Annotated in this window: 19 protein-coding genes; 14 read left to right on the forward strand and 5 right to left on the reverse strand. The window is 44.9% G+C overall.

Annotation, left to right across the window (positions count from 1 at the left end; all coding sequences use genetic code 11):
* Positions 1 to 5 precede the first annotated feature (5 nt).
* The 3 genes from Q1Q15_RS09475 to Q1Q15_RS09485 all read left to right on the forward strand — a co-directional run bounded on the left by Q1Q15_RS09475 (position 6) and on the right by Q1Q15_RS09485 (position 4,184).
* A complete protein-coding gene (locus tag Q1Q15_RS09475; protein WP_300458909.1) occupies positions 6 to 437 on the forward strand; it encodes a GNAT family N-acetyltransferase in 432 nt (143 codons plus the stop codon).
* A gap of 1 nt (position 438) precedes the next feature.
* Positions 439 to 1,377: a phosphatidylglycerol lysyltransferase domain-containing protein gene (locus Q1Q15_RS09480; protein WP_300458910.1), complete on the forward strand. Its 939-nt coding sequence runs from the start codon at positions 439 to 441 to the stop codon at positions 1,375 to 1,377.
* Positions 1,378 to 1,445: 68 nt separating this feature from the next.
* Positions 1,446 to 4,184, forward strand: a complete 2,739-nt coding sequence (locus Q1Q15_RS09485) for a cache domain-containing protein (RefSeq protein WP_300458913.1) — start codon at positions 1,446 to 1,448, stop codon at positions 4,182 to 4,184.
* Here the strand turns inward: Q1Q15_RS09485 and Q1Q15_RS09490 are convergent.
* Both Q1Q15_RS09490 and Q1Q15_RS09495 read right to left on the reverse strand, forming a co-directional pair.
* On the reverse strand, positions 4,181 to 4,645 hold the full coding sequence (locus Q1Q15_RS09490) for a CBS domain-containing protein (protein WP_300458915.1): 465 nt from the start codon (positions 4,643 to 4,645) through the stop codon (positions 4,181 to 4,183). The two genes, Q1Q15_RS09485 and Q1Q15_RS09490, sit on opposite strands and share 4 nt — an antisense overlap.
* Positions 4,646 to 4,673: 28 nt before the next feature.
* Entirely contained in the window at positions 4,674 to 5,648 is a 975-nt protein-coding gene (locus tag Q1Q15_RS09495) for a universal stress protein (protein ID WP_300458917.1), read from the reverse strand.
* Between the two features lie 279 nt (positions 5,649 to 5,927).
* On the opposite strand from Q1Q15_RS09495, the gene Q1Q15_RS09500 reads away from it, so the two are divergent.
* Positions 5,928 to 7,946, forward strand: a complete 2,019-nt coding sequence (locus Q1Q15_RS09500; RefSeq protein ID WP_300458918.1) for a universal stress protein — start codon at positions 5,928 to 5,930, stop codon at positions 7,944 to 7,946.
* Here Q1Q15_RS09500 and Q1Q15_RS09505 read toward each other — a convergent pair.
* Positions 7,922 to 9,973, reverse strand: coding sequence for a hypothetical protein (locus Q1Q15_RS09505; RefSeq protein ID WP_300458921.1), 2,052 nt, complete (start codon positions 9,971 to 9,973; stop codon positions 7,922 to 7,924). The genes Q1Q15_RS09500 and Q1Q15_RS09505 overlap by 25 nt on opposite strands.
* Positions 9,966 to 11,468, reverse strand: coding sequence for an ATP-binding protein (locus tag Q1Q15_RS09510; protein ID WP_300458923.1), 1,503 nt, complete (start codon positions 11,466 to 11,468; stop codon positions 9,966 to 9,968). Before Q1Q15_RS09510 ends, Q1Q15_RS09505 begins: the two co-directional genes overlap by 8 nt.
* 236 nt (positions 11,469 to 11,704) lie before the next feature.
* On the opposite strand from Q1Q15_RS09510, the gene Q1Q15_RS09515 reads away from it, so the two are divergent.
* Positions 11,705 to 13,009: an MFS transporter gene (locus Q1Q15_RS09515; RefSeq protein ID WP_300458926.1), complete on the forward strand. Its 1,305-nt coding sequence runs from the start codon at positions 11,705 to 11,707 to the stop codon at positions 13,007 to 13,009.
* Positions 13,010 to 13,014: 5 nt separating this feature from the next.
* Here the strand turns inward: Q1Q15_RS09515 and Q1Q15_RS09520 are convergent, their stop codons facing one another.
* Positions 13,015 to 15,003 carry a GGDEF domain-containing protein gene (locus Q1Q15_RS09520; protein WP_300458928.1) on the reverse strand — a complete coding sequence of 663 codons (1,989 nt, stop codon included), beginning with the start codon at positions 15,001 to 15,003 and terminating at the stop codon, positions 13,015 to 13,017.
* Between the two features lie 478 nt (positions 15,004 to 15,481).
* On the opposite strand from Q1Q15_RS09520, the gene Q1Q15_RS09525 reads away from it, so the two are divergent.
* The 9 genes from Q1Q15_RS09525 (at position 15,482) to mnhG (ending at position 23,834) form a co-directional block, all read left to right on the forward strand.
* Positions 15,482 to 16,993, forward strand: coding sequence for a sodium:proton antiporter (locus tag Q1Q15_RS09525; RefSeq protein WP_300458931.1), 1,512 nt, complete (start codon positions 15,482 to 15,484; stop codon positions 16,991 to 16,993).
* A gap of 49 nt (positions 16,994 to 17,042) precedes the next feature.
* Positions 17,043 to 19,121 carry an ATP-binding protein gene (locus Q1Q15_RS09530; RefSeq protein WP_300458934.1) on the forward strand — a complete coding sequence of 693 codons (2,079 nt, stop codon included), beginning with the start codon at positions 17,043 to 17,045 and terminating at the stop codon, positions 19,119 to 19,121.
* The gene (locus Q1Q15_RS09535) at positions 19,118 to 20,653 is read left to right on the forward strand and encodes a response regulator (protein WP_300458937.1); all 1,536 of its coding nucleotides are present in this window, start codon (positions 19,118 to 19,120) and stop codon (positions 20,651 to 20,653) included. Before Q1Q15_RS09530 ends, Q1Q15_RS09535 begins: the two co-directional genes overlap by 4 nt.
* A gap of 16 nt (positions 20,654 to 20,669) precedes the next feature.
* The gene (locus Q1Q15_RS09540; protein ID WP_300458940.1) at positions 20,670 to 21,062 is read left to right on the forward strand and encodes a response regulator; all 393 of its coding nucleotides are present in this window, start codon (positions 20,670 to 20,672) and stop codon (positions 21,060 to 21,062) included.
* 33 nt (positions 21,063 to 21,095) lie between these two features.
* The gene (locus Q1Q15_RS09545) at positions 21,096 to 21,977 is read left to right on the forward strand and encodes a universal stress protein (RefSeq protein ID WP_300458943.1); all 882 of its coding nucleotides are present in this window, start codon (positions 21,096 to 21,098) and stop codon (positions 21,975 to 21,977) included.
* A gap of 153 nt (positions 21,978 to 22,130) precedes the next feature.
* A complete protein-coding gene (locus Q1Q15_RS09550; RefSeq protein WP_300458945.1) occupies positions 22,131 to 22,604 on the forward strand; it encodes a response regulator in 474 nt (157 codons plus the stop codon).
* 50 nt (positions 22,605 to 22,654) lie between these two features.
* Positions 22,655 to 23,206 carry a Na+/H+ antiporter subunit E gene (locus tag Q1Q15_RS09555; protein ID WP_300458947.1) on the forward strand — a complete coding sequence of 184 codons (552 nt, stop codon included), beginning with the start codon at positions 22,655 to 22,657 and terminating at the stop codon, positions 23,204 to 23,206.
* Complete coding sequence (locus Q1Q15_RS09560; RefSeq protein ID WP_300458949.1) at positions 23,203 to 23,490, forward strand: monovalent cation/H+ antiporter complex subunit F; 288 nt, start codon at positions 23,203 to 23,205, stop codon at positions 23,488 to 23,490. Before Q1Q15_RS09555 ends, Q1Q15_RS09560 begins: the two co-directional genes overlap by 4 nt.
* Before the next feature lie 20 nt (positions 23,491 to 23,510).
* Complete coding sequence (mnhG, locus tag Q1Q15_RS09565; RefSeq protein ID WP_300458951.1) at positions 23,511 to 23,834, forward strand: monovalent cation/H(+) antiporter subunit G; 324 nt, start codon at positions 23,511 to 23,513, stop codon at positions 23,832 to 23,834.
* Position 23,835: the final 1 nt, after the last annotated feature.

Below are 23,835 nucleotides of genomic sequence, written 5' to 3' on the forward strand. Positions count from 1 at the left end.
AAATAATGTCAGATGACCCTTTAGCGGAACTGATTATAACGCCCATTAAATCCGCTTCACAACAGGAATTGATGCGCCTTTACAAGGAGGCTGGATGGTGGGAGCCTTCCTATGAAAAACATCCTGAATTTTTAACCGGCATTGTGAAAGATTCAGCCCTTTTTGTGGGGGTTTTTTGGGGGGAAAGGCTCATTGGAATGGGGCGTGCCCTTTCCGATCTTGCAAGTGATGCTTATATTCAGGATGTTACGGTGTTAAAAGAATTCAGGGGCAAGGGGATTGGTAAGAAAATTATTCAAACGTTAATCAAAATTTTAAAGGAAAGCGGTGTTGACTGGATCGGCCTTGTTGCCCAGCCAGGAACCGCTTCCTTTTATACGAAACTTGGTTTTGAAGTTCTCAAAGGCCATGTTCCGTTTAAATATAAGGATAAATAAAATGGTTACGGCGGAAGCGGTGTTAGATATACCTCAGAAAAAAAGAATAAGATCTCAACAGTTGAATCGATTTGCGTTAAAAGACCGGCAACTGATTCAAGCCTATATTGAAACCTTCACCCCCTTGTCCTGTGAGTATAATTTTTCAAATCTTTTTGCCTGGCAGGATGCGTATCACCTCACCTGGACCATTTACCAGGAACGACTTTTGATTTATGATGGTATCTCTCAATGTGGATTCATGCCATTGGGTGAAGATTTATATCCCGAAGAACTGGTCATTTTGTCATTAAATTTAAAAAATTTGGGTCTGGCACCAAATTTCTGTCTTGTCACATCTGACTATCTGGAAAAATTTCCTGAGATTGAAAATTATTATGTTGTTAAAGAAGAGCGGGATTATGCAGAATACATCTATGATGTTGACAACCTGTGTGACCTAAACGGTGTAAAACTCCACAAAAAAAGAAATTTGATCTCACAGTTCAAGCGTGCCTTTCCTGATTTTGAAGTCCACCGGTTAACAGCAGCAAACAAAGATAAAGCGCTGGGGCTCGCCCAGCAATTGATGAACCGGCGCAAACGGCGGTCAAGAGATCTTGATCAGGAGTATTCTGCCCTAAAGACATCCTTTGACTATTTTGAGCAACTGGGTTTAGACGGGCTTGTCATAACACTGGGAACTCAAGTAATTGCTTTTTCTGTTTTCAGTTCATTGTCCCAATCAACCTATGATATTCAGTTTGAAAAATCGGATATGGATTTTAAAGGGGCGGCCCAGATGATCAACCATGAAACCGCACAATATCTGAGAAATAAGTGTGACTACCTGAACCGGGAGCAGGATCTGGGTATTAAGGGGCTTCGCCAGGCAAAACTTTCCTATGATCCTGTACATTTGATTACGCCTTACAGCCTCACGCTTTCCCCTTTGAATTAACGCAAGTTTCGGGGGGGTACTTTAATCTGTTGACATCACGTTAAGAAGCGGCAGGATGGAGTCGGTTTATGGGGTTTGCAAAATTAAAGTTTAGAAACAAGCTGCTCTTCGCCTTTTTGATAGGGTTTATTCCATTTATTTTAATGGGCAGCATCCTTGCGTACTACCAGGTTAAAAAAACAATTCAAACCAGTATTGAAAATGAGCTTCAGAGTACAAACGATGCGTTAACCAACTTGATAAAAACATCTGCATCCGTGTCCATTAAAAACCGATTGCATGCTATTGCTGAAAAAAATCTGGAGATTGCCTCGTATTACTATAATAAATATCAATCCGGACTTATAGGGCGGGCGGAAGCGATCCAAATAATCGAAGAAATATTTTTACACCAGTCCGTGGGCATCAGTGGGTATATCTACTGTCTGAACAGTAAGGGCATCGTGACATTTCACCCCAATGACACCTTATTGAATACAGACGTGTCCGAATTTGATTTTGTCAGGCAGCAAATGGAAATAAAAGATGGATACCTGGAATATGAGTGGAAAAATCCAGGTGAATCCCATGAACGGGCAAAAGCCCTTTATATGGTGTATTTTAAACCGCTTGATTGGATTATTTCCGTGTCTTCTTATCGAGACGAGTTCAACTATCTGGTGGATATGGATGATTTCAGGGACAGTATCCTTTCCTACAAATCAGGAAAAACAGGTTATGCTTATGTCCTGGATGAAGCCGGTACAATTTTGGTCCATCAGTATCTCCAGGGGCTAAACCTGTTTGCACAGTCAGACCAGCCCATTGAATTTTTAAAGCAAATACTTGAACAGAAAAATGGAACTATCAAATATTTCTGGAAAAACCCCCGTGAATCAACACCCCGGGAAAAGATCGTTTTGTTCAAACACTTACCGGAATACAAATGGATTGTTGCCTCTTCAAGCTATATAGCAGAGGTCTTTTTACCCCTGGACACTTTCAGAAATTTATTAATTGCCGGGTTGATGTTCGTCCTTTTATTCTGTGTCGGGATCACTTATTTTATCAGCAGATCCATAACAAAACCCCTTACATCGCTAATGGAAAAATTCGAAGAAGCAAAGCATGGTGATTTTTCCGTTCGTATGGGAGAAGGTTCCCCGGATGAGTTTGGCAGACTGGCCCAACACTTTAACGCGTTTATGGACCGGTTGAAACAAAACAATAAAAAGATTGCTGCTGAAATTCAAAAAAACAGGGACGTCCAGGCAGCACTTGTAGCAAAGGACCTGAAGCTTCGCAGCCTGTTTGATCATTCTTTTCAGCTCACAGGAATATTATCTCCTTCGGGGATCATTGAAGAGGTGAACCGGACCGGGCTTGAATTTGCCGGATGCACAACTGAGGATGTCGTGCATCGGCCGTTGTGGCAAACACCTTGGTGGCAGCATGATTCAAAGACTCAACACCAGTTGAGAACATCCATTAAAAAGGCCGGCCGGGGTGAATTCGTGCGATATGAAACCACCAATATTTCAAAAGAAGGTCAAATCAGAAGTATTGATTTTTCAATAAAACCCATTTTTAATGCAGGGGGTGAGGTGGCATTTCTTCTTGTCGAAGGAAGGGATATCACCGCTTATAAACTGGCTGCCCGGGAAAGGAAAAATTTAGCCGTGCAATTGGAAAAATCCCAGAAAATGGAGGCCATTGGAACCTTATCCGGCGGAATTGCCCATGATTTTAATAATATTCTGTCAGGGATCCTTGGATATGCACAATTGGCAGAGCTGGACCTGGATGATCCCATAAAAGCCAGGGAAAATATTGCACAGATTATCAAAGGTACCAAAAGAGCCGCCAAGCTGACCCGGCAGATCCTGACCTTCAGCCGCCAGACCGGATATGAAAAACACCCGTTCAGTCTGTGTCTCGTGGTAAAGGAAGCCCTTAAATTATTACGGTCATCAATTCCCACCACCATTGAGATCAGTGAAAATATCGTTTCAACGGCAATGGTTCTGGCGGATCCTACCCAGATTCATCAGGTGATGATGAACCTTTGTACCAATGCTTACCATGCCATGGAAAAAACAGGCGGCATCCTGACCATAAGAGTTCGAGAACGTGAAATTCTAAATACTACAGATATTTTCAGTCATGTGATACCCCCTGGAAGATATCTTGAACTTGAGATCATTGATACGGGTATCGGTATGGACGAAGAGACCCTGTCAAAAGCGTTTGACCCCTATTTTACAACCAAGGCGGCCGGAAAAGGGACCGGGTTAGGCCTGTCCCTGGTTCATGCCATTGTCAAGGCACACGGTGGGTATATCAAAGCCAGCAGCGCGGTGGGGCAGGGCACCTGTTTTTCAGTCTACCTGCCCGTGGTGGATCAGGAGACCCATTTTAATCCCCGGGTAAAACAAGAAAAAAGATCGAAACATGGGGCTGAAAAAATCATGGTTGTAGATGATGAAAAAAATATTCGTTGGGTTATTCAGGCGTATTTAGCCCGCTATGGTTATTCGATATCCACCTTTGAAAATGGGGCTGAAGCCTTTGAAGCCTTTGAACGAGCCCCGGATCAATTTGATCTGATTATTACGGATATGACCATGCCCCGGATGACGGGTGAAGAACTTGCTAAAAATGTGCTCCGTCTTCGTAAGGGCATGCCGGTCATCTTGTGCACGGGTTACAGCGAAACTATTTCAGAGGCAAAAGCCCTTGAAATGGGGATCCGAAAATATGTTCAAAAACCGGTCTCCAATGAAGAACTGGTCATGCTGGTCCGGGAGATACTGGATCAACCGGTCTAATTTCCTTTATCCCGGGCAACTAAAAGTTTTAAAATATTTTCTTTTCCGATAATGCCCACAAGTTTATTATTCTCCACCACGGGAATGGTATGAAAATGCTTTTCAACCATCAGGCTTGCGATTTCGGAAATCGGCATATCCGGATGGGCAGACACGGGGTTTTTTACCATGGCCTGCCCCACGGTGGTGGCTGAAATCTTCTTGAGCTCCGCATTCAGTCTTTTAGATGATGACAAGGGGAAAATCCCGTCAAGAAGGACGAAAATGGGGGGTATGGGGATGTCTTTTTGGGCAAAAATCAGGTCGCTCTGGCATAAAAGTCCCTGAAGGATTCCATTCTCATCAACTACGGGAACCCCATTGATATGATTGTTCAAAAGAAGTTCAACTGCTTTGGCAATCTCTGTGTCAGGGGAAATGGATATCACATTTTTTTCCATAATATCCTTGGCTGTTATCATGGGATGTCTCCTTTAGTATCTGTGAATTTCAGACGATATGGCGGACCGCTAGAACCGAACAGCCAGCCCTGCTGATGACCCGATCTGTTGTGGAACCCACCAGAAATTGTTCCAAAAGACTGTAACCGTGTACCCCAAGAATGATCATGTCTATTTTCTCTTTTTCAGCATAGGTGATCAGTTCTTTGTAAGGTTCACCTTCCAGCAGGATGGTAATGGGCGTACACCAATTCCGGCTATCTTCCGGGACCATGTGGGTCAGCTTATCTTCAAGGCTTTTTAACAGCGCATCTCTGGCTTTTTTATTGTCAGAGAGTTCTTTTTTCGACAGTCCCGGATATTCAGCCCGGGCCCAGCTGACCTGGTCCCCCCCCGGCACATAGTCAGCCGTAGGGATTGGAATGGATTTTGGCTTCATCACATGAGCCAGGTAAAGCTGTGTCTGAAATTCCTGGGCCAGACTCAGGGCATAGTCGAAAGCAAGCTGGGAGTCCGGTGAAAAATCACATCCCACAAGAATGCGGTTTAACTTTATACTGCCCTCAATCGGGGAATCCAGATGTTTTTCCTTTGCATGCAGCACCAGAAGCGGGCATGACAATATTTTGACCAGCCGGTTGGTGACCGAACCGATTAAAAACCGTTTGATACCGGATCCGCCATGGGTTGCGGCAATAACCATATTGATATTGTTTTCCCGGGTTATCTGTTCGATCTCTTCGGCGGGTTGACCGGTTGAGACCCGGATTTCACATTGCATATCCATTTTTTCCGCTATTCGTTCAAGTTTGTCCTGGGCATTCTGGATGCGCTCACTCTCAATGCCGGCATAGTCAAGATAGGGCGGCATGTGGCTTGAAACCATAAGGGGGCCCGATACAATATGGCACAGGCAAAGTGTGGCATCAAATTCTGAAGCCAGTGATTTGCCATAGGATAGGATGAGATTGGTAAAGTCTGAAAAATCGATGGCACACATTATTTTTTTGGGTTCTATCCTCATAATTCTCCTCCTTTCTTATCATTGGTGATGGCGTCAAAAACCCTGGAGGGTCTCTTTTTCCATTGGGGTCGCTTTATTCGAACAATCGCCTGCATGGCTGAAGTACGAAAACCGGTAAAAAGAAGAGGGATGCCAATAACCGATCCGTTTACCTGTATTGTAATCTTCTTCGGCCGGGAACGTCAAGAAAAAATTCAATATATCCGTAAGGGGCTATTTGCCGTTGGGCAATCTATGATATACTGGTTTTAAACACGGATATAAAGGTTGAAATTCATCATGAATCAGTCTGAGAAACAAGATATTACCGGCTATCCATTCCTTTTCAGCCCACTGAAAATGGGCGGGTTTCAAATGAAAAACCGGCTGGTGGCGTTGCCCGTTCATACCGGGTTTGCCTATCCCGACGGTGGTGTCAGTGTATGGATGAATGAGTTTTATGCCCGGTTGGCTGGTTCTGGTGTGGCCATGGTGGTTGTCGCAAATGCGGCGGTTTCCAGTGACGGTGTTGTTTCTAAGTTCAACCTGAGAGTTGATAAGGATACATTTATACCTGCCCTGGCCAAACTCGCAGCAACGATAAAAAAAAGGGGAGCCCTTGCCTGCCTTCAATTGAATCATGCCGGGCGGTTTGCCAAAACCGCCCGGCCACTGTTACCCTCTCCTGTGACCAGTGAAAATTTATCCTTTAATGTGGAATCTTTAAAGGATTTTATGGAATTTTTTCCTTTGGAAAAAAGATTCAGTCTTACCCGATACCTTCTGGGTCAGCTGAATAAATGGCGACAGGCCATGACATCCGATGACCGGAACAGGGTGATTGAGGCCTTTGGCATGTCCGCTGCCAGGGCCTGTGAGGCCGGTTTTGATATGGTTGAACTCCATGGGGCCAGCGGCTATCTCTTATGCCAGTATTTGTCGTCTTTTACGAACAAAATAGAGGGTGATTTCGGGGGGACATTCCAGGGTCGGACCACATTTCCCCTTGCCGTCATACAGGAAGTAAAAAAATGTGTCCCCACTGCATTCCCTGTGGGATTCCGGATTATCCTCAGGGAATGGGTGCCGGACGGCATTGATCTGCCTGAGGCCCTGGCGTTTGCCCAGGTGCTTGAAAAAAAGGGGATTGCCTATCTTTCTGCCTCTGCAGGGACCTATAATTCCATCTTTTCCCCTGGTGCATTAAAATGGATGGGCAAAGCAGCCTACCTGTCAAAAGATATGGCCAAATTGACGGCCAGGGTCAGGATTCCCACCATCACATCCGGAAGGATCATCACCCCTTCCATGGCCGATAAATTAATTGGGGATGGTGTTGCGGATTTAATCGGCCTTGGTCGCTCTTTGAGGGCTGACCCCCAATGGGTGGCAAAGGCCATGTCCAGGGATAAAACCCGTCATATAGCCACCTGTAAGAATTGTAACTGGTGTCTGAAACGGGTGGTATTGGAACAGGGATTTAACTGCAGCCGCTGGCCAGAAGTCTTCCGGGAACGAACCGCACTGGAGCATCAGTTGATGACACGCAATTATAAACCCCTATGGGTGATTGCGGACACCCGGGATATTCAAATTTTTAAACAGTCTCTACCGATTCTTCTCCAGGGCAAACAGCAGACGTTTATCCCGGCGGTTTTGATTCTTAAATCCCTTGTGCCGGATCAAGCGTTTGATCTGGCACAAAAAAAGTTTGTCAAATGGATGGAAAATATTTTCGATCCACTCAGATCCAGTCAAGAAAAAGTACATTGGGTTGTGAGAGAACATAAGGGGAACCGGGAAAAAATCGTACAGGATGAAATCGGTCTGGGGGATTATGGACGGATTTTTATCGGTTCAAACCCAACTGAACCCTGGCGGGATCGACTATTGTATGAACAGCGGGGAAAGGTGATGGTACGCCTTTGCGCGAACAATCGTCAGGACAAGGTGATGGTGCCGGTTGATCTGTCTCCTGCGACCCTGCTGGTCATGATATTCCTGCGAAAAACCTTGATGCAGGAACAAGGTTTTTGCCTTCATTTTGTCCATGTCCTGACCGGTAAATCAGACCCGGTTGAACGTCAGTGGGCGAAAATGAAAAAAATTACCGATTTTGACCTCAACACTCAGCTGGTGTTTGTCCGGCCAAAGACAACCGTGGTCTCGACGCTGGTGGCGGCCATGGCAACCCATAAATATGGGACAGTCATCATGGGAAAACGGGGTCTTTCCGGGATCAAACGCTGGTTGCTGGGCAGTGTTTCCGCAGGCGTTCTTCGCCATCTTACAGATCAGACCCTGTTTTTAATTGATTGATCTGTGCAGTGTTCCGCCTGGGCCTTGATACAGCAGATGGCATGATTCCATACCACGTCATGGGCATAGGCAGGGAACAGGTGTTTGAACAGTTTCCAGAAACTTTGCCGGATGATGCCCCGGCCTTTTTTAAAGTTAAACGCAGTGTAAATGACCAAACGATTATTGCCATCTTTCGTGGGCGTGATATCAAACAGCAGTTTTCCCTGGCGTGTAAACAGTTCCTGGGGGGCATACACCAGTGCTTTGTTCGGAATGCACCGGGCAAGGCGGATATCCATGGAAATCGGCAGGGCTTTTAATTTGTACCGGATAATGGACCCCACATGGTTTGGCAATCCTGAGATCCTTCGGACATCTACAAATCTGAGCCTGAGAAATCCGGCCGTGTCATCTCCGAATTTCCCCAACTCTTTAAATATGGTATGGGATGTCGCCCGGATCTTTATGGAATACATTCGTTCCATTTCAGGCATGGTGTCAAGGGTTATCCCCAGGGGGGCAGATATGGACTGCTTGATGTAATCGCGTTTTTCCCTGAGAATGACCGTTGGATACCGGCCATAGGCTCCCCAGTTTAACCCGAAGAAAATTTCCGTGAGAACATTTCGCAGGGTCTTGACGACCCCTATCAGAAGCGAATAAAAAACAGGGAGACAAAGAAGATCCCGACAGATTTTTCCATAATCCGCTCCCCCGCTGCCAATCTGCCATAAAACCTTTCCCAGGGGCCATTTGTTCATCCCTTTGAATTTCATTTCAGTGGCAAAGGTCTGGTAGAGAATGCGGCTCAGGATCTCAGATTTTAAGATCACCTGTATCAAGCCGAAGATCACCTTTCCATAGCGGTTATCTTTTTTAAGCCAGTGCATCACCCAGCGATTTTCCCGGGCCAGGCTTTTTTTATCCAGCCCCGTATGGATGACGGTTCGTGCCAGGCTTTTTGCACTTATAAACGCTGAGTAGAGGCCATCCCTGTAGAGCCGTGCCCCCATGGCATCGCCCACCATTGAAATCCTGTCTTCAAATGGGGACACGGATGGGGTTACCACCATATTGGGGCAGCAGGAGCATTTAATGGGGGTGGTCTCCAGGGTTATAAGCGGTAAAATGGCCTGAACGTGGGGAAGCGATAGAAATTGTCGGATAATTTTTTCTGTGTCGTCAGGAAAGGATGCCGTGTCAATACTTTTTCCGGAAAGGGCGATGGTGAGGTACTCTCGTTTGGGTACAAGGACAATATGATCCAGACGCAACCTTTTTGAACCAGAGACAATCAGGTATAATTCTTTGTTCATATATTTTTTAAGATAGGCCCGACCCGGCTTGAGCTCAACCACCAGGGCGGGTCTGACACCGGGGGGGGTGAACCGGGGATTCAGGGTTTGGTAGGACGTCAGAAACCGGTTTAAGGTATGGGGGGGGGCTGCCGGGGCATTCATTCCTGTGGCGATACAGACAAAATCCGATTTGATGGAGAGCGGCTTTCCCAAAGGGGTTTTTATGGTCAAAAGCGGGGTTCGGGTGCCGGTGTAACCGATGGTTTCGACGATTCCGGTGATAACGGATGCACCCTTTTCAACGGCTTTTTCTAAAAGAAAATTATCAAATCCATCGCCCCGGCATTTCCGGTCCAGGGGCAGGACACCCCGGAAAATCGAATACAGCTTTTGGGGGGAAGGCACTTTCAGGGGAAAATTTTTCCAGAGCCCATGGATCCATATGTGGGAGAATTCTGTGCCCACTACCTTCCGGGGCAGTTTGAGGTTGCTTTTTGCCATTGCATTGTACAGCCGGGGGGAAATAACCCCTGCACAGGAATTACACCCCTTCAGGCGCCATTCACCGCCAGGGAATTCCCGGGTCACCCGTTTGTCAATGAGGGTGACCTGAATCGTCTTTCCGGCTATTTTTGCCTCCCGGAGAAGATGGAGTGCAAAAAAAGATCCTGCCGGCCCGCAACCAATGACAAGAACCCGGCTCTTGTCTTTTAATCCGGTTGCGGTCTGGGAGTGTCTGCTAGTCACTTTGGGCTACACCCCGGGGATTTCTGGCGGTTTGAGGGACGGTTCGCGGTATTTTAATGATAAAACAGGTCCCTTTGGTTGGTGTGGATTTTACCTTGATGTCTCCCCGGTGTTGCTGGATGACCTTGTTGGTGATGAACAGTCCCAGGCCTGTTCCTTTGTTGCCTTTGGAGGAAAAGAAAATCGTAAAAACCTTTTTCAAAGCGGATGGCTCCATTCCAAGACCCGTGTCCTGAATGCGGAACAGGACTTTTTCCCGATCTATCCGTGCTCTAAAGGAAATGGTATGGGTTTTTTTTGACGGATTATCGATACAGGCTTCAATGCCGTTTTCAAGTATATTGATCATGGCAGCCTGGAGACTTTTTTCATCAATTTCAAACAAATCATCATCGGTCAATATGTCCAGGGAGTGGTCGATGGTGATATTATTTTTTCGGGCATTCGTGGTAACAATGCTGATGGTGTCTTCCATGAATTGTTTGACAGACAGTTTGTTCCACTCCATCTGACGGGTTTTGGTATAGTAAAGAATATCCAGCACCAGCTTTTTTATACGGGAGGTCATCTGCCGGGATAATTCAAGCCCTTGTTTGGTTTTTCCCCGGTCATTGGTCTTGAATCCCGTATCCATCATGTAAATCCCTCCATCCAGGCTGGTGAGCAGCCCTTTGATGCCATGGGATATGGAACCGATCATAAATCCCAGGGACGTTAAATGGTCTTCAAGTCTCCGGGCCTCAGTGATATCTGTGAGCAAGACAAGGGCATGGGTCATCTCGCCGTTATTGTCCTTTATGGGAGCTGTCCAGCTGAGCACAATATGTTTGACCCCGTCTGAGGAAATAATTTCCATTTCAGAAGCGTGATTATTCCCGTCTTTAAACGTTTGTTCCACCGGACATTTTGTGCAGGGCTCATCCCTGTTTTTACAGATACCAAAACAGTATTCTCCTGTATGGTGACCGAAATATTCTTTAAATTTGCGGTTGGAATCCGTGATCTGGTAATCCCGGTCCCGAACATAGATAAAACAGGGGACTTCGTTAAACAATTGTTTGTAATTTTTTTCCGATCGGGCAAATCTGCTTTTATAACAGCTTTCATTAAAACAAAGGTGTTTATGAAGATAGCGGTGCTCCAGAGACCGGTTGATATAAAAATCAAATATCTGCTGGGTTGTGGGCAGGGTGAAAAAATCAGATACACCCCGTTGAAGTGCCCTTACCCCGGTCTCGGGATGGTTCTTATGAACCGCGGCAAGGATTTCCATATGGATGAATGGTTTCGTAATTGTGGCGACCTTTTCAAGGCATCCCGGGTTTCCCTCGGGGATAAAAATAACCAGGATATCCGGGAATGGTTTTGAGGCGGGAAAATAAAGGTCCTTGTCAAGGGCAATTGTTTTAAATTCCATCCGGTCATAAAATTTAGATTTTTCAAGATCCAAAATCGAATTTTCAATATAATTTATCAGTAAAATAGTGGGTTTCATTGTTGACCTGTTTGAAGTTGGCAGTGTAAATGTCGGTGACCTTTTTGGGGGCCGGTAACGCGATGGCCGTTGCAGTCGTTTTGACTGTCTGGCAATGATATCAAAGGCTAAAAAGGTTATCAATTGTTTAATTGCAAAAGCGTGTGGAAATAAATCGGTTTGTTACCAGTGACTGCTTTACCGGTCGTGACCTGCCGGGCGCATGAAGGGTATTGTTTTTGTCCCAAGAATTTAGTATGACTCTTCTTTCATGGTTTCAGGAAGGCCTTTTTGGGGGCATTGTGGGGGGATTTCAGCAGAATGATATCCTGGCATACGGATATGGAAACAGGTTAAAAATGAAACATAACATTTCAGGCATTTCAGATATACCGGACAAAGACTCTCTCCAGGCACAATTGTTGCCTTTGTTTTTTTTGACGTCTATTTTTTTCTTGAATTTTATCATCCGGATCATCATTTCACCCCTGCTGCCAACCATATTGGCCGATATGCACCTGACCCGGGATCAGGCCGGTTCTTTTTTTCTGGTATCGGCTTCCGGGTATTTTATTTCATTATTATGTTCAGGATTTGTTTCTTCACGGCTCCAGCACAAACGAACAATTGTTTTTTCAGCAATGGCCACCGGCATTGCATTTATCGCCACAGGGTTCTGCCAGAGCCTGTTGACAATGCGGTTAGGGCTGTTTGTTGTCGGGATGACATCTGCCTTGTATATTCCTTCAGGCATTGCCATGCTTACAGCATCCATCAGCAGTCGGAACTGGGGAAAGGCCATCGGTATTCATGAAATGGCCCCAAATTTAGGATTTCTACTGGCCCCTATCATCAGTGAAGGGCTGCTGTTGTGGCTTTCATGGAGAAGTGTTTTGATGGTGATCGGTGGCGCCTCCATTTTGACCGGTATTACTTTTTTAAAGTTTTCCAATGTCGTGGATTTTCCTGGAGAATCCCCCAGACTCAAATCCATTTTACCCCTTGTAAAAACCCCCTCTTTCTGGATGATGATGACATTGTTCAGTTTAGGCGTAGCCGGAACCATGGGGATTTATTCCATGCTGCCCTTATATCTTGTTAACGAGCACGGCATGCTTCAGTCCCAGGCCAATACACTGATTACCCTGTCCAGGATTTTAACATTGCCCATTGCACTATTGGTCGGCTGGCTGTCAGATCGTTTCGGGTTGAAACAGACGCTGGCAGCCGTCCTTTTATTAACCGGTATTTCAACCCTGTTGATCGGCCTGTTATCCGGCTGGCCCATGACGGCTGTTATTTTTTGCCAGCCAGTGCTTGCGGTCTGTTTTTTCCCGCCTGCATTTGCCGCCCTGTCCCATATCGGGTCTAAAGAAACCCGCAATATTGCCGTTTCCTTTACCATTCCCTTTGCCTTTCTGGTGGGCGGGGGCGTTGTTCCAAGTGTCATCGGGATTTTGGGGGAAAAAGGATCTTTTTCCATGGGTTTTGTGGTGGTCGGTATTTTTATTTTTTTCGGTGCTGTGGTCCCCTTTTTCCTTAAACTTCAGGAAAACAATTAACCCGCTTAACCGGAGGCCACCTTGTTTCTACCGGTTTCTTTTGCCTGGTAAAGTGCTGTATCGGCCGTTTTGATAAGATCGTCCCGTGTTTTGATATGCGTTTGATATTCACTGACACCAGCGCTCACGGTGAGGGAAAGGCCCGGGAACCGGTTCGCCAGGAGTCTGCCCAACTGCTCTATCTCTCTTCGGATCCTTTCGGCATAGACCAGGGCATTTGACAAATTAGTATTGTTCAGGATGATAATAAATTCTTCGCCGCCATACCGACCCACATGGTCAAAGGGCCTGGACAGCTTTTTCAGGGTGGTGGCGATCAGTTTAAGGATATTGTCTCCAGCCTGGTGCCCGAAGGTATCATTGAATTTTTTAAAATAATCCACATCAACCATCACAAGGCAGAGTTTGTTCTTTCCTTCCACAGCTTTTCTGAATGATTTTGCCAGCAGCTCGTCAATGGCCAGACGGTTCAAAAGGCCTGTGAGACCGTCTTTGAGGGAAATGGCTTTTGCCTCTTTGTAGGTGATGGCATTTTCCATGGCAATGCCAAGTTCATTGGCCACAATGGCAATGGAGGAGACCACATCCGGTAGAATTGCTTTTTCTGAAGCAATATTGTCCATGCCCAGGATTCCCATGACCTTGTTATGACTGCAGAAAGGTACGATGACCATTTCCTTTATATTAAATTCCATCAGGGTCTTTTGTTCCCCTGACGTTCTGCCGGTAATCATCACAGGGACTTTGTCTCTCAGGCAGTCAACAAACCCACCGGCAGTTTTATCGATGGAAATTTCAATGGACTTGAGGTCCATTCCAGTATCTGAAGCATCAAAAAATTCAATGACTTTAAGACTTCTCAGGTTCTTTACTACCTTCATGACATACAGCCGGTTGAACTTGAAATCCTTATAGATGGCCTTCAGTGTCGCCGTGATAATTGCTTTGGGGTCAAGACTGCGATGGGGTGAGGTGATACTTTCCTTTATCTTCGATACCTCAACGGGTTTGGCCTGCCGGGTCTCTGGATAATAATAGGTCGTATTGATGGTGCATAACTGGAGGTTTGCCCTGAGCAGGTTTTCCCGGAACTGGCTGGCGGAAGGAAATGTAAATCCATAAAACCTTGACGTGTTTTCCATTTCCCTGTCCAACCGGTGGATGATTTTTTTGAAATCAATTGTGGTTAAATCAATATTTTTTTCAACTTCAGGCTGAAGAATCGGTGGCCTGATGATATCAATAGATCCCATGCCCTGGGTCCAGGACAGAAAATTTGCAAGGGAAACAATGGATATCAGCAGGGCCTCTTTCTGGGAAAGATCCAGGTGTCCATATCTCCGGTGGTGGTGGCTTATGGTCAGGGCAAGGGGGGCAGGCAGGTCCCACAGAGAACTGTAATAGGCCCCCAGGTCATCGTGTCCCATGCCCATGAGTTCCCTTTCTTCCGTTATCAACGGACCTGTATGCTTTGTTACCGTGGCAATGAAATCACCATAATTGACGCGGCCTTGAAGATCAAATAAAATTTTCCCCAAATCATGCAAAAGCCCGCAGGTATATGCCTCTCCCGGATTTGGATATCCAAGTCCTTCGGCAATGGCCATGCTCAGGGTGGCCACACAAAGGCAGTGTCGCCAGAAAAAGCGTCTGTCAAATGGCGTTCGGCTTTTTGATTTAACCATTTTTTCAAAAACGGTTATCCCTAAGGAGATTTTTTTCACTTCGTCAAACCCGAGATGGATGGCAGCTTCAGAAACCGCTGTTATTTTTTTGTTCAGGCCATACAATGAAGCGTTTGCCAGGCCCAGGACCCTGGTTGAAATTCCCGGATCTGTTTCCACGAGTTTGGAAAGGTCTTCCATGTCGGCATCCGCGTCACTGAAGATTTTCAGTAGTTTGGCCATCACTGGGGGGAAGCTGGGGATCTCTTTGATCTCAAGATTTAAAACCCGTTTGATGTCAGATTCCAGGGGCAGCATGAGGTTTAGCATGAGGTTTCCCTTTATTATCGTAACGCCAAAACAATCCATCATGTTCCGGTTAAAATATTTGCCAGTTAAAAACTTTTTAAAGTTTAGCATGAACCCTGTCAAATATGCAAGGGGCCTTTTGTTTTCAGCAACGCTCATTATGATTATAACTATCTTTTTTTATTTGATTTTTTATCACAGCCTGAATATTTAAGGGCAGAAGCCAGCCAAAGTGTCAATACGGCAAGGCCCATTCTCCTAATGAGGTAACTGGTTTTTTTTTTCGTGATTTTAATGTTTCCATTGCCCATTAAATCTCTTTTTCGCCTTGACTTTCGATATCAAATAAAATAGTCCAATGGGTATGTTTTACTTTAAAAAATTGCGATATTTTAAAGTAAAAGTCATTGCACAAGTAAAATTGTAAATCAACATCAATTGCCCAAATAAAGATTCAAAGGTTGCGTTACACCCAATATAAGCAGGAGGAAACGGATCGATGAAATTGGACAGGTTGGCAGTGCTAATATTCCTAATGGCTTTTCTCGTTTTTTATACACCCGCTGTTGCAAAAGACCATTCTGATGGACCCACTCATGACACCATTGAAGCGGCGGGCCATGCTGAAAATGTTTCAAGTCGCACACAGGAAGAGGCCGGTCACGCTCATGTGAACCTGGGGGAAAAACTGCCGCTGTACAGTTGTATTCCCTTTGCCGGTATGCTGTTGTCCATTGCCCTGTTACCGTTGATTGCCGGTACTTTCTGGCACCATCATTTTGGGAAGATTTCTGCCTTCTGGGCCGCCTGTCTTGCCCTGCCGTTTATCATTGCGTATAAAGGCCTTGCCGTTTATGAAATTTTTCACATTATCCTGGCAGACTATGTCCCCTTTATTATCCTGCTATGGGCCTTGTTTACCATTTCCGGCGGTATCTTGCTCAAGGGGACATTGAGGGGGACACCCGTTGTGAACACAGGGATTATCCTGATCGGTACGATTCTGGCTTCGTGGATGGGCACGACAGGGGCTGCCATGCTTATGATCCGGCCCTTTCTGCGGGCCAATGACTATCGAAAGAATAAAACCTTTATGGTCGTATTTTTTATTTTCCTGGTGGCAAATATCGGTGGTGCGCTGACACCGCTGGGTGATCCGCCGTTGTTTCTGGGATTTCTTCACGGGGTCAGTTTTTTCTGGACCTTTAAAATTATGCCCCATATGATTACGGCCACCCTTATTCTTTTGATCCTTTATTTTTTGATGGACCTGTATCATTACAAAAAGGAAGGGGCCACAGTTCCGGATGATGGCGAGAAAAAACCGCTGAGGCTGGTGGGCACCTACAACTTCTTTTTCCTTGCCGGTGTTGTGGGAGCTGTTTTGATGAGCGGTCTCCTGGACCTGGGAGAAGTGTCCACCCTGGGGGTTCACAGGGCGGTCCAGGATTGGTTGAGGGATGGCCTTCTCATTGTTTTTGGGATTTGTTCCCTCTGGGCGACCCCAACGGTTCTTCGAGAGGAAAACGAATTTTCATGGTTTCCCATCATTGAGGTTGCCTATCTGTTTATCGGTATTTTTATTACCATGATTCCCTGCCTTTTATTGTTGAAAGCAGGACCAGATGGTGAATTCGCATTTCTTATCAACGCAGTAAAAGAACCGGTTCACTATTTTTGGGTGACGGGAATGTTATCGGCTTTTCTGGACAATGCGCCCACCTATCTGACCTTTTTCAACACAGCCCTGGGCGGTTTTTATTCCGGCCTTGCAGAAAGTGATGCCGTTCCCCTGCTGATGACTGAAAATGCGGTTTATCTCCAGGCAATTTCATCTGGGGCTGTCTTTTTTGGTGCCTGCAGTTATATAGGAAATGCGCCCAATTTTATGGTGCGATCCATTGCCGCGGAGTCAGGAATTCAAATGCCCAGCTTTTTTGGGTATATCCTGAAGTATTCTTTAATCTTTTTAATCCCAACCTTTGTTATTGTAACCTTTATTTTCTTTTAATATACTGGTTTCAGAGGAATTAACCCCTTGAAAAGGAGTCACGCAGTCAATGAACATCAATCTTAAAGGATTAAAGATCGCCATAATCGGAGGAAACAGCCCGTGCAAGGAAATTCTTGAAATTTTACTGGGGCCGGATTTAAAAGAATTGGCTCCCCAGGTCCTGGTGGTTGCAGATACCCTGACCCAGGCCGAAGGGATCAAATATGCCAATAAATTAGGGGTCCCGACCACCACGGATTATGGTGAAGTGTGCAAGCTTGAGGGGATTGATGTTATTTTAAAATTAAAGAATGATGAAATGTTGAGCTGTATACTGGAAAAGGTCAATACAGAGCGCGTCAGTATTATTGATCTTGGCACCTATCGCGCCATGGTCTTTTTGAATTTTTTAAAGGCAGAAGAAGAAAAAAATAGGATTAAAAGACGAATTCAGTCAGAAGAGATCGATAAACAGGAAGTGTCACACTTGTTTGATCAGTTTTCAACAAAAATTCAAGAGAATGCCGAGGAGGAGAACCAGTACCTGAAGCTTGAAAGAGAAGACCTGCTTGAGATGGAAAAAGAGATGTCCCAGATCATTCAGGGCAGTATGATTCCAACGTTCATCATCAGCAACGAACATATTATTACGCATTGGAACAGGGCCTGTGAAGAACTGACCGGACACAATGCCTATGAATTGGTGGGAACGGATCGGCAGTGGGTCCCGTTCAGGTCTGCCAAGAGACCGACCATGGCAGATGTGATTGTGGGCGGAATGTCAGAACAAGAGGTGTCAAAATATTATGGTTCCGCGTGGAGAAAATCGGGATTGATAAAAGAGGCATATGAAGCCGAAGAGTTTTTCCCGCATCTCGGGGAAGATGGTAAATGGATTTTTTTTACTGCTGCCCCCATAAAGTCACCGGATGGCAAGGTGATTGGGGCCATAGAGACCTTAAAAGATATTACCGAAGATAAAAAAGCCCAGGAAGAACTGGAACTGCAGGACCAGGAGCTTTCCACACTCTATGAAAAATATAAAAAATCAGAAGAAAAATATCGGTCTCTGTTTAACAACAACCCAAACCCCATCTTTATTATCGACCGCCAGACACTTGAGATTCTGGATGTGAATCATCGTGTGGAAGAAGATTATGGGTATGTGAAAACAGAACTTTTAGGGACCCCTTTTCTGGACATGGGTGACAGGTCCGATGAAACCATCAAAGAAGGTCTTGAGACACTTTCTGAAAAAAAATACATTCTGTTTACCAAAAAAAAGCATTTCAAGAAAAATAAGACCTCCTTTTTTGTGAATGTCAAGGTTGTGAATGCGACTTACAGTCATCGGGATGTTTTAATCGCATCAGCAACAGATATCACCGAGAGTGTTGAAAAAGAAACCCAGCTGATCCAGGCAGGGAAACTGGCGACCCTGGGCACCATGGCCGCCGGCATGGCCCATGAGATCAACCAGCCGCTGAATGTGATACAGATTTGTTCTGATCTGATCTTGAAAATGATTAAAAAAGGACTGACCATACCTGAGGATGAACTGGTGATGATGGCCAATGATATTATTGATAATGTTGCCCGGGCATCCGGAGTTATAAAGCATGTCAGGGATTTTGCAAGGCAGTCTGAAAGGGATCTTAAAAAAATGATCATCAATGATCCCATCAATGATGTGTTCAAAATACTGGGACATCAATTGACCGTTCATTCCATTAAAGTCAAGCTTGAACTGGATCCTGAAATTCCTGAAATTCGTGCAGAGCATAATCGTCTGGAACAGGTGTTTATTAATCTGGTGACCAATGCCATTGATTCCATGGATGAAAAAGCAGAAAAAGCAGGTGCCCCAGTGGAAAAAATACTTGAGATCAAAACCTATGCTGAAGACAGCTGGGTTATCACCAAGGTGTCTGATACCGGTATCGGCATGACCGATGACGTGAAAAGAAAGATATTTGAACCCTTTTTCACGACAAAAGAGACAGGTAAGGGAACCGGCCTTGGAACCAGCATCAGTTTTGGAATTATAAAAGATTATAATGGAACCATTGATATACAGAGCGAATTGGGTAAAGGAGCCACATTTATAGTCAAACTTCCGGCGATTGAACAAGGGAATCCGTTATGACAGCCAATAAAATATTAATTGTTGATGATGAAGAGATCATTGTCCGCTTACTCTCCATGTCCCTTCGAAGTGATGGGTATGAAACGGTTACAGCCAATAGTGGCGAGCAGGGACTGGCAGTTTTTAAATCTGAATCGCCTGATATCGTGGTCACGGATATAAAAATGCCGGGTATGGATGGGCTTGAGTTGTTAAAGCAGATTAAGGAAATTGATCCTGAAAAAGAAGTGATCATTGTAACCGGGCATGGTGATATTGATTCAACCATCACGGCACTTCAGCGGGGGGCCAGCGATTTTATCAATAAACCGGTGCGGGATGAGGCGCTTGCCATTGCCCTTGAACGGGCAAAAGCAAAGATTGCCATTCGAAAAAAGCTGGAAGAATATACTGAAAATCTTGAAATTAAAATTGCGGAGGCCACCGAGGAAATCCGGCGAAAATCAAATTTTCAGCGGCTGTTAATTAAAAGCTCCAACGATGCCATTGTTGCCTTTAACCATGACTGGAAGGTGGTTGTTTTCAATCCGGCAGCCGCAAGAATGTTTGGCGAAACAGCAAAAGACGTCAGGAACAAGATGACCATTGATGACCTTTATTCGCCTGAAATCGTAAAAATTTTTAAACATCAGGCAACAACTGAGATAGAGCGGGGTACATTTCCATGGAAAGAACATATCCTGCACACTAAGGACGACCGGCAAATTCCCATTCGGTATGCCAGCAATGTGCTCCATGAACAAGGTGAATTTATGGGAACCGTTACTTTTTTCCAGGATTTGACGGAAATTAAACGCCTGGAAAAGGAACTGGTACAGTCGGAACGCCTGGCTGCTGTTGGACAGACCGTAAGTGGTCTTGCTCACTATGTAAAAAATATTCTCATTGGGCTTAAAGGCGGCAGTTATGTGGTTGATGTGGGAATTCAAAAAAATAATACAGAGAAATTTAAAACCGGTTGGGAAACCATCAAGAGAAATATCAAGAGAGTGGGGGACCTGACCCAGGATCTGTTAACGTATTCCAAAGAGAGGGAACCGGAATTTGAAGTGTGTTCACCCAATGATATTGTGGAAGAAGTCATTGATCTGGTCATAGATATGGCTGGATTAAAGGGCATCCTTGTTTCAAAAGAACTGGACCCTGACATTGGTGACATTATAGCGGATTTTCAAACCATTCACCGCTCTTTGCTTAACTTAGTAACGAATGCCATTGATGCGTGTCTTGAAGATGAAGATACGTCCAAAAAGCATGAAATAAAGATTAAAACTTACAAAGATAAAAATGATTACGTTTGTTTTGAAGTGAAAGACAATGGCTGTGGCATGGACAAAAAAACACAACGGCAGTTGTTTAACCCCATGTTCAGTTCTAAAGGGGGAAAGGGAACAGGACTGGGGCTCCTTGTTACGGGAAAGCTCATAGAAGAGCACAAAGGCATAATAGAAACCCAAACCAGTCCGGGAGATGGCAGTACGTTTACGATTAAACTTCCCTATGAACGATCAAACACGGTTGAAATAAATTGACCAAGGAGGATACATTATGAGTAAAAAGGTTCTTGTGGTGGATGATGATCCGGATGTCCGATCATTTGTTGTCACAGTTCTGGAAGAAAATCAGTATATACCTTTGGTCGCTCAAGATGGTGTAGAAGGTTTTGAAATGATCGAAAAACAAAAGCCGGACCTGGTGATCCTGGATGTGCTGATGCCCAGGGGAAGCGGGATTCGATTATATCGTAAGCTGAAAACAGATGAGACTCTTAACCAGATTCCCATTATCATGTTCACAGGGATCGCTCTTCGATCGTTCCTGAAATCCCAAAAAGCATTGGATGAATTTAATGGCGGCGAGATTCCCAGACCTGATATCTATCTGGAAAAGCCGGTTGAACCAGAAGAGTTGGTTGCGGCAATCAAAAAAAAACTGGGATAATCAATTAACATAACCATTGAAAGTGGAGACAGTATGGAGATAAAAAAGTTACTTTTTGTGACGAAGTTTGAGGACCTTTGTTATAGTGCGCTGAATTCTTTATTGGCCCTCAGAAGAGCCGCACTGGAGCACGTTATTTTTTTAAATGTCATTGAAAGAGACAAAGTGGCGATGAAAAGAGGGGTCGGATACCTTAAAGAAGAGGAGGTCAAGTTAAAGGAAACAGCCAATATCCGGTTTATTGACTGGGCCGAGAATTTGTTTGAAATGGGCCTGGAAGTGGGTGCGTACATGGAAGTTTCCAGCCTTATCCCTGAAATTCTTCGGGTGGTTGAAATAGAAACCCCTGACCTGATTGTCATCGGGCATTCCCACAAAGGTCCCCTGGAACAATTGTATGCCGGTTCTGATGTCACGGAATTAATCCGGCGGACCCAAGTGCCGATTCTTGTCTTCAAACACATGATGGAAGATAATATTGTGCCTGAAAAATTGTTTGATCGGCTGTTGTTTGCTACCAATTGGTCTGACACCTGTCCCAAGGCGGTTGACTATATAAAAGGCATGAAAAATGCCATTGGTGAACTCCATATCATGCATGTGGTAAAGGATAGTGCCCTGAAAAGCAGGGATACCCACGAAGTTCAGAAAGTCAGGAAGGCGGAACGGAAAAAACTGGATGATCTGTGTGATGAACTGGAAGAATCGGGCATCAATGCCAGGGCCCATGTATATGTCGGTGATCCTCAACGGGAAATTGAAAAAGCGGCCAAAGAATACCAGGCCAGTATGATTATCCTGGGTTCCAGTGAGAAAGCGGCTGTCCTGGAGCGATGGGTGGGGTCCATTTCAAAAAATATTGCCGATAAATCCATTTTTCCCTGCCTCCTTATTCCTGGTGAAAAAAATATTTAACCATTGTCTGTTCGAAAAATACACGTACAATTTAAATAAAACCCTGACCTGACTATTCCACTGAATGTGGAATAGTTATTGACTCAGAATCATAGTTTTGATATTCCACAAACTGGTTTGGAATTAGAAGCATAACTTATTTAAGGATAAATTATGAAACTCCTATTCATAGATGATGAACAAACTTTTCTAAAGTATCTCGCCAAGCGGCTTGCTCTTGATGGATTCACCGTTAAAACAACTTTCTCCGGGGAAGAAGGCGTTGAAGTGGCTTCAAAGGAGGATTTCGATGTGGCTGTTGTGGATTTGCAGATGCCGGGCATTGATGGGATCGAAGTCCAGAAACACCTCAAGGATCTACAGCCGGATTTGCCCTGCATCGTTCTGACCGGGCATGGAAGCGTTGAAAACGCCCTGGAAAGCGGTAAATATAATGCATTTAAATTTTTATCAAAGCCCGTGGATATGGATACCCTCATTGAAACCATAAATGCGGCATATGATTTCAGAGTCCAGAAGGAAAGACTCACTTCCGGGGCGGATGGCTCCCAGACAGGAAAAAAGAAGGATGGGGCATTAAGTAAACTGTATGGAAAGTTCCGCAAGTTGTATGGCGTTGAAAAATAGGGTGTTTTAAAGCATTTCATTTCAATTTTTTTTGGAAGGAGGTTCATTCTTTGACTGTTTCCAGTAACGGTGGTGTCAAAAAAGGCAGCACCCCCCCCCGCACCTGGTTTAAGGCTTTTTTTTCTTTTCTGCTGACCTTTGTTTTTATGTTTTTATGCTGGATTGTGCTCTCTGGAAAGTTTGACCCTCTGCTGCTATGGCTGGGGGGGATTTCCAGTTTTTTTGTGGCATACAATTTTTATGATTTGCTGTTTCCGGCATTGGGACGGCGTTATTTTATTATTTTTTTAAAGTTCTCAGCATATGTTCCCTGGGTGATCTGGGAAATCATTAAAGCCAATTTTCATCTGCTGTATCTGGCCTTTCACCCGCGGCTCAAAGAGATGATAGATCCCCAGATTATCACGTTTGAAACCCATTTAAAATCTGATATTGCCATCGCCACTCTGGCGAATTCCATTACACTGACCCCCGGTACCATCACTGTATCTGCAAACAGTGACGGTGTATTCAAGGTTCATGCCATTGATAGTCAATCGGCTGACGCCTTACCTGGTATCATGTTAACAAAGGTTGCACAGATATTTGGAGAAACCATATGACCACTTTCTTTCTGAGCGTTGCATTGGGGCTGTGTTTTCTGATGCTGTTTTCTTTGTACCGGGTCTTGTTCGGACCCACTGTTCTGGATCGGCTCGTTGGCGTGAATGCCATCGGCAGTAAAACGGTTGTGCTGTTATTGCTCATCGGTTTTCTCTATGAGCGCATTGACATGTTTGTGGATATCGCGCTGGCCTATGCGTTTCTAAATTTTGTGGCGGTGCTGGCAGCATCACGCTATTTCCATAAACGAAAAGGACTGTACGAAGAATCCTTCCTGGAATAATTCTTACATTTGGAGTGATCATGAACTTACTTGTTGTGCTGTTTTTGCTTGTCGGTGTGTTCTTTTTTCTGGGTGGCGCCATTGGTATTATCCGGATGCCCGGGTTTTACACCCGGCTTCATCCGGCCGGAATACTGGATACCATGGGAATTTTGTTAATGGTGACGGGGATCGCCCTGTATAACCTGATCCCTTTTTCCTTTGACTCCCTCCTGCTTTCCATCAAAATTTTTCTGATTGTATTTTTTGTGTTTCTTTCCAGCCCCACTGCCACCCATTCCATTGTGGATGCCGGTATGCGCGCCGGGTTAAGACACTGGACCAATAAAAAACGAAGGGGTTAAT

The sequence above is a fragment of the Desulfobacula sp. genome (assembly GCF_030145145.1).
Classification (GTDB): domain Bacteria; phylum Desulfobacterota; class Desulfobacteria; order Desulfobacterales; family Desulfobacteraceae; genus Desulfobacula.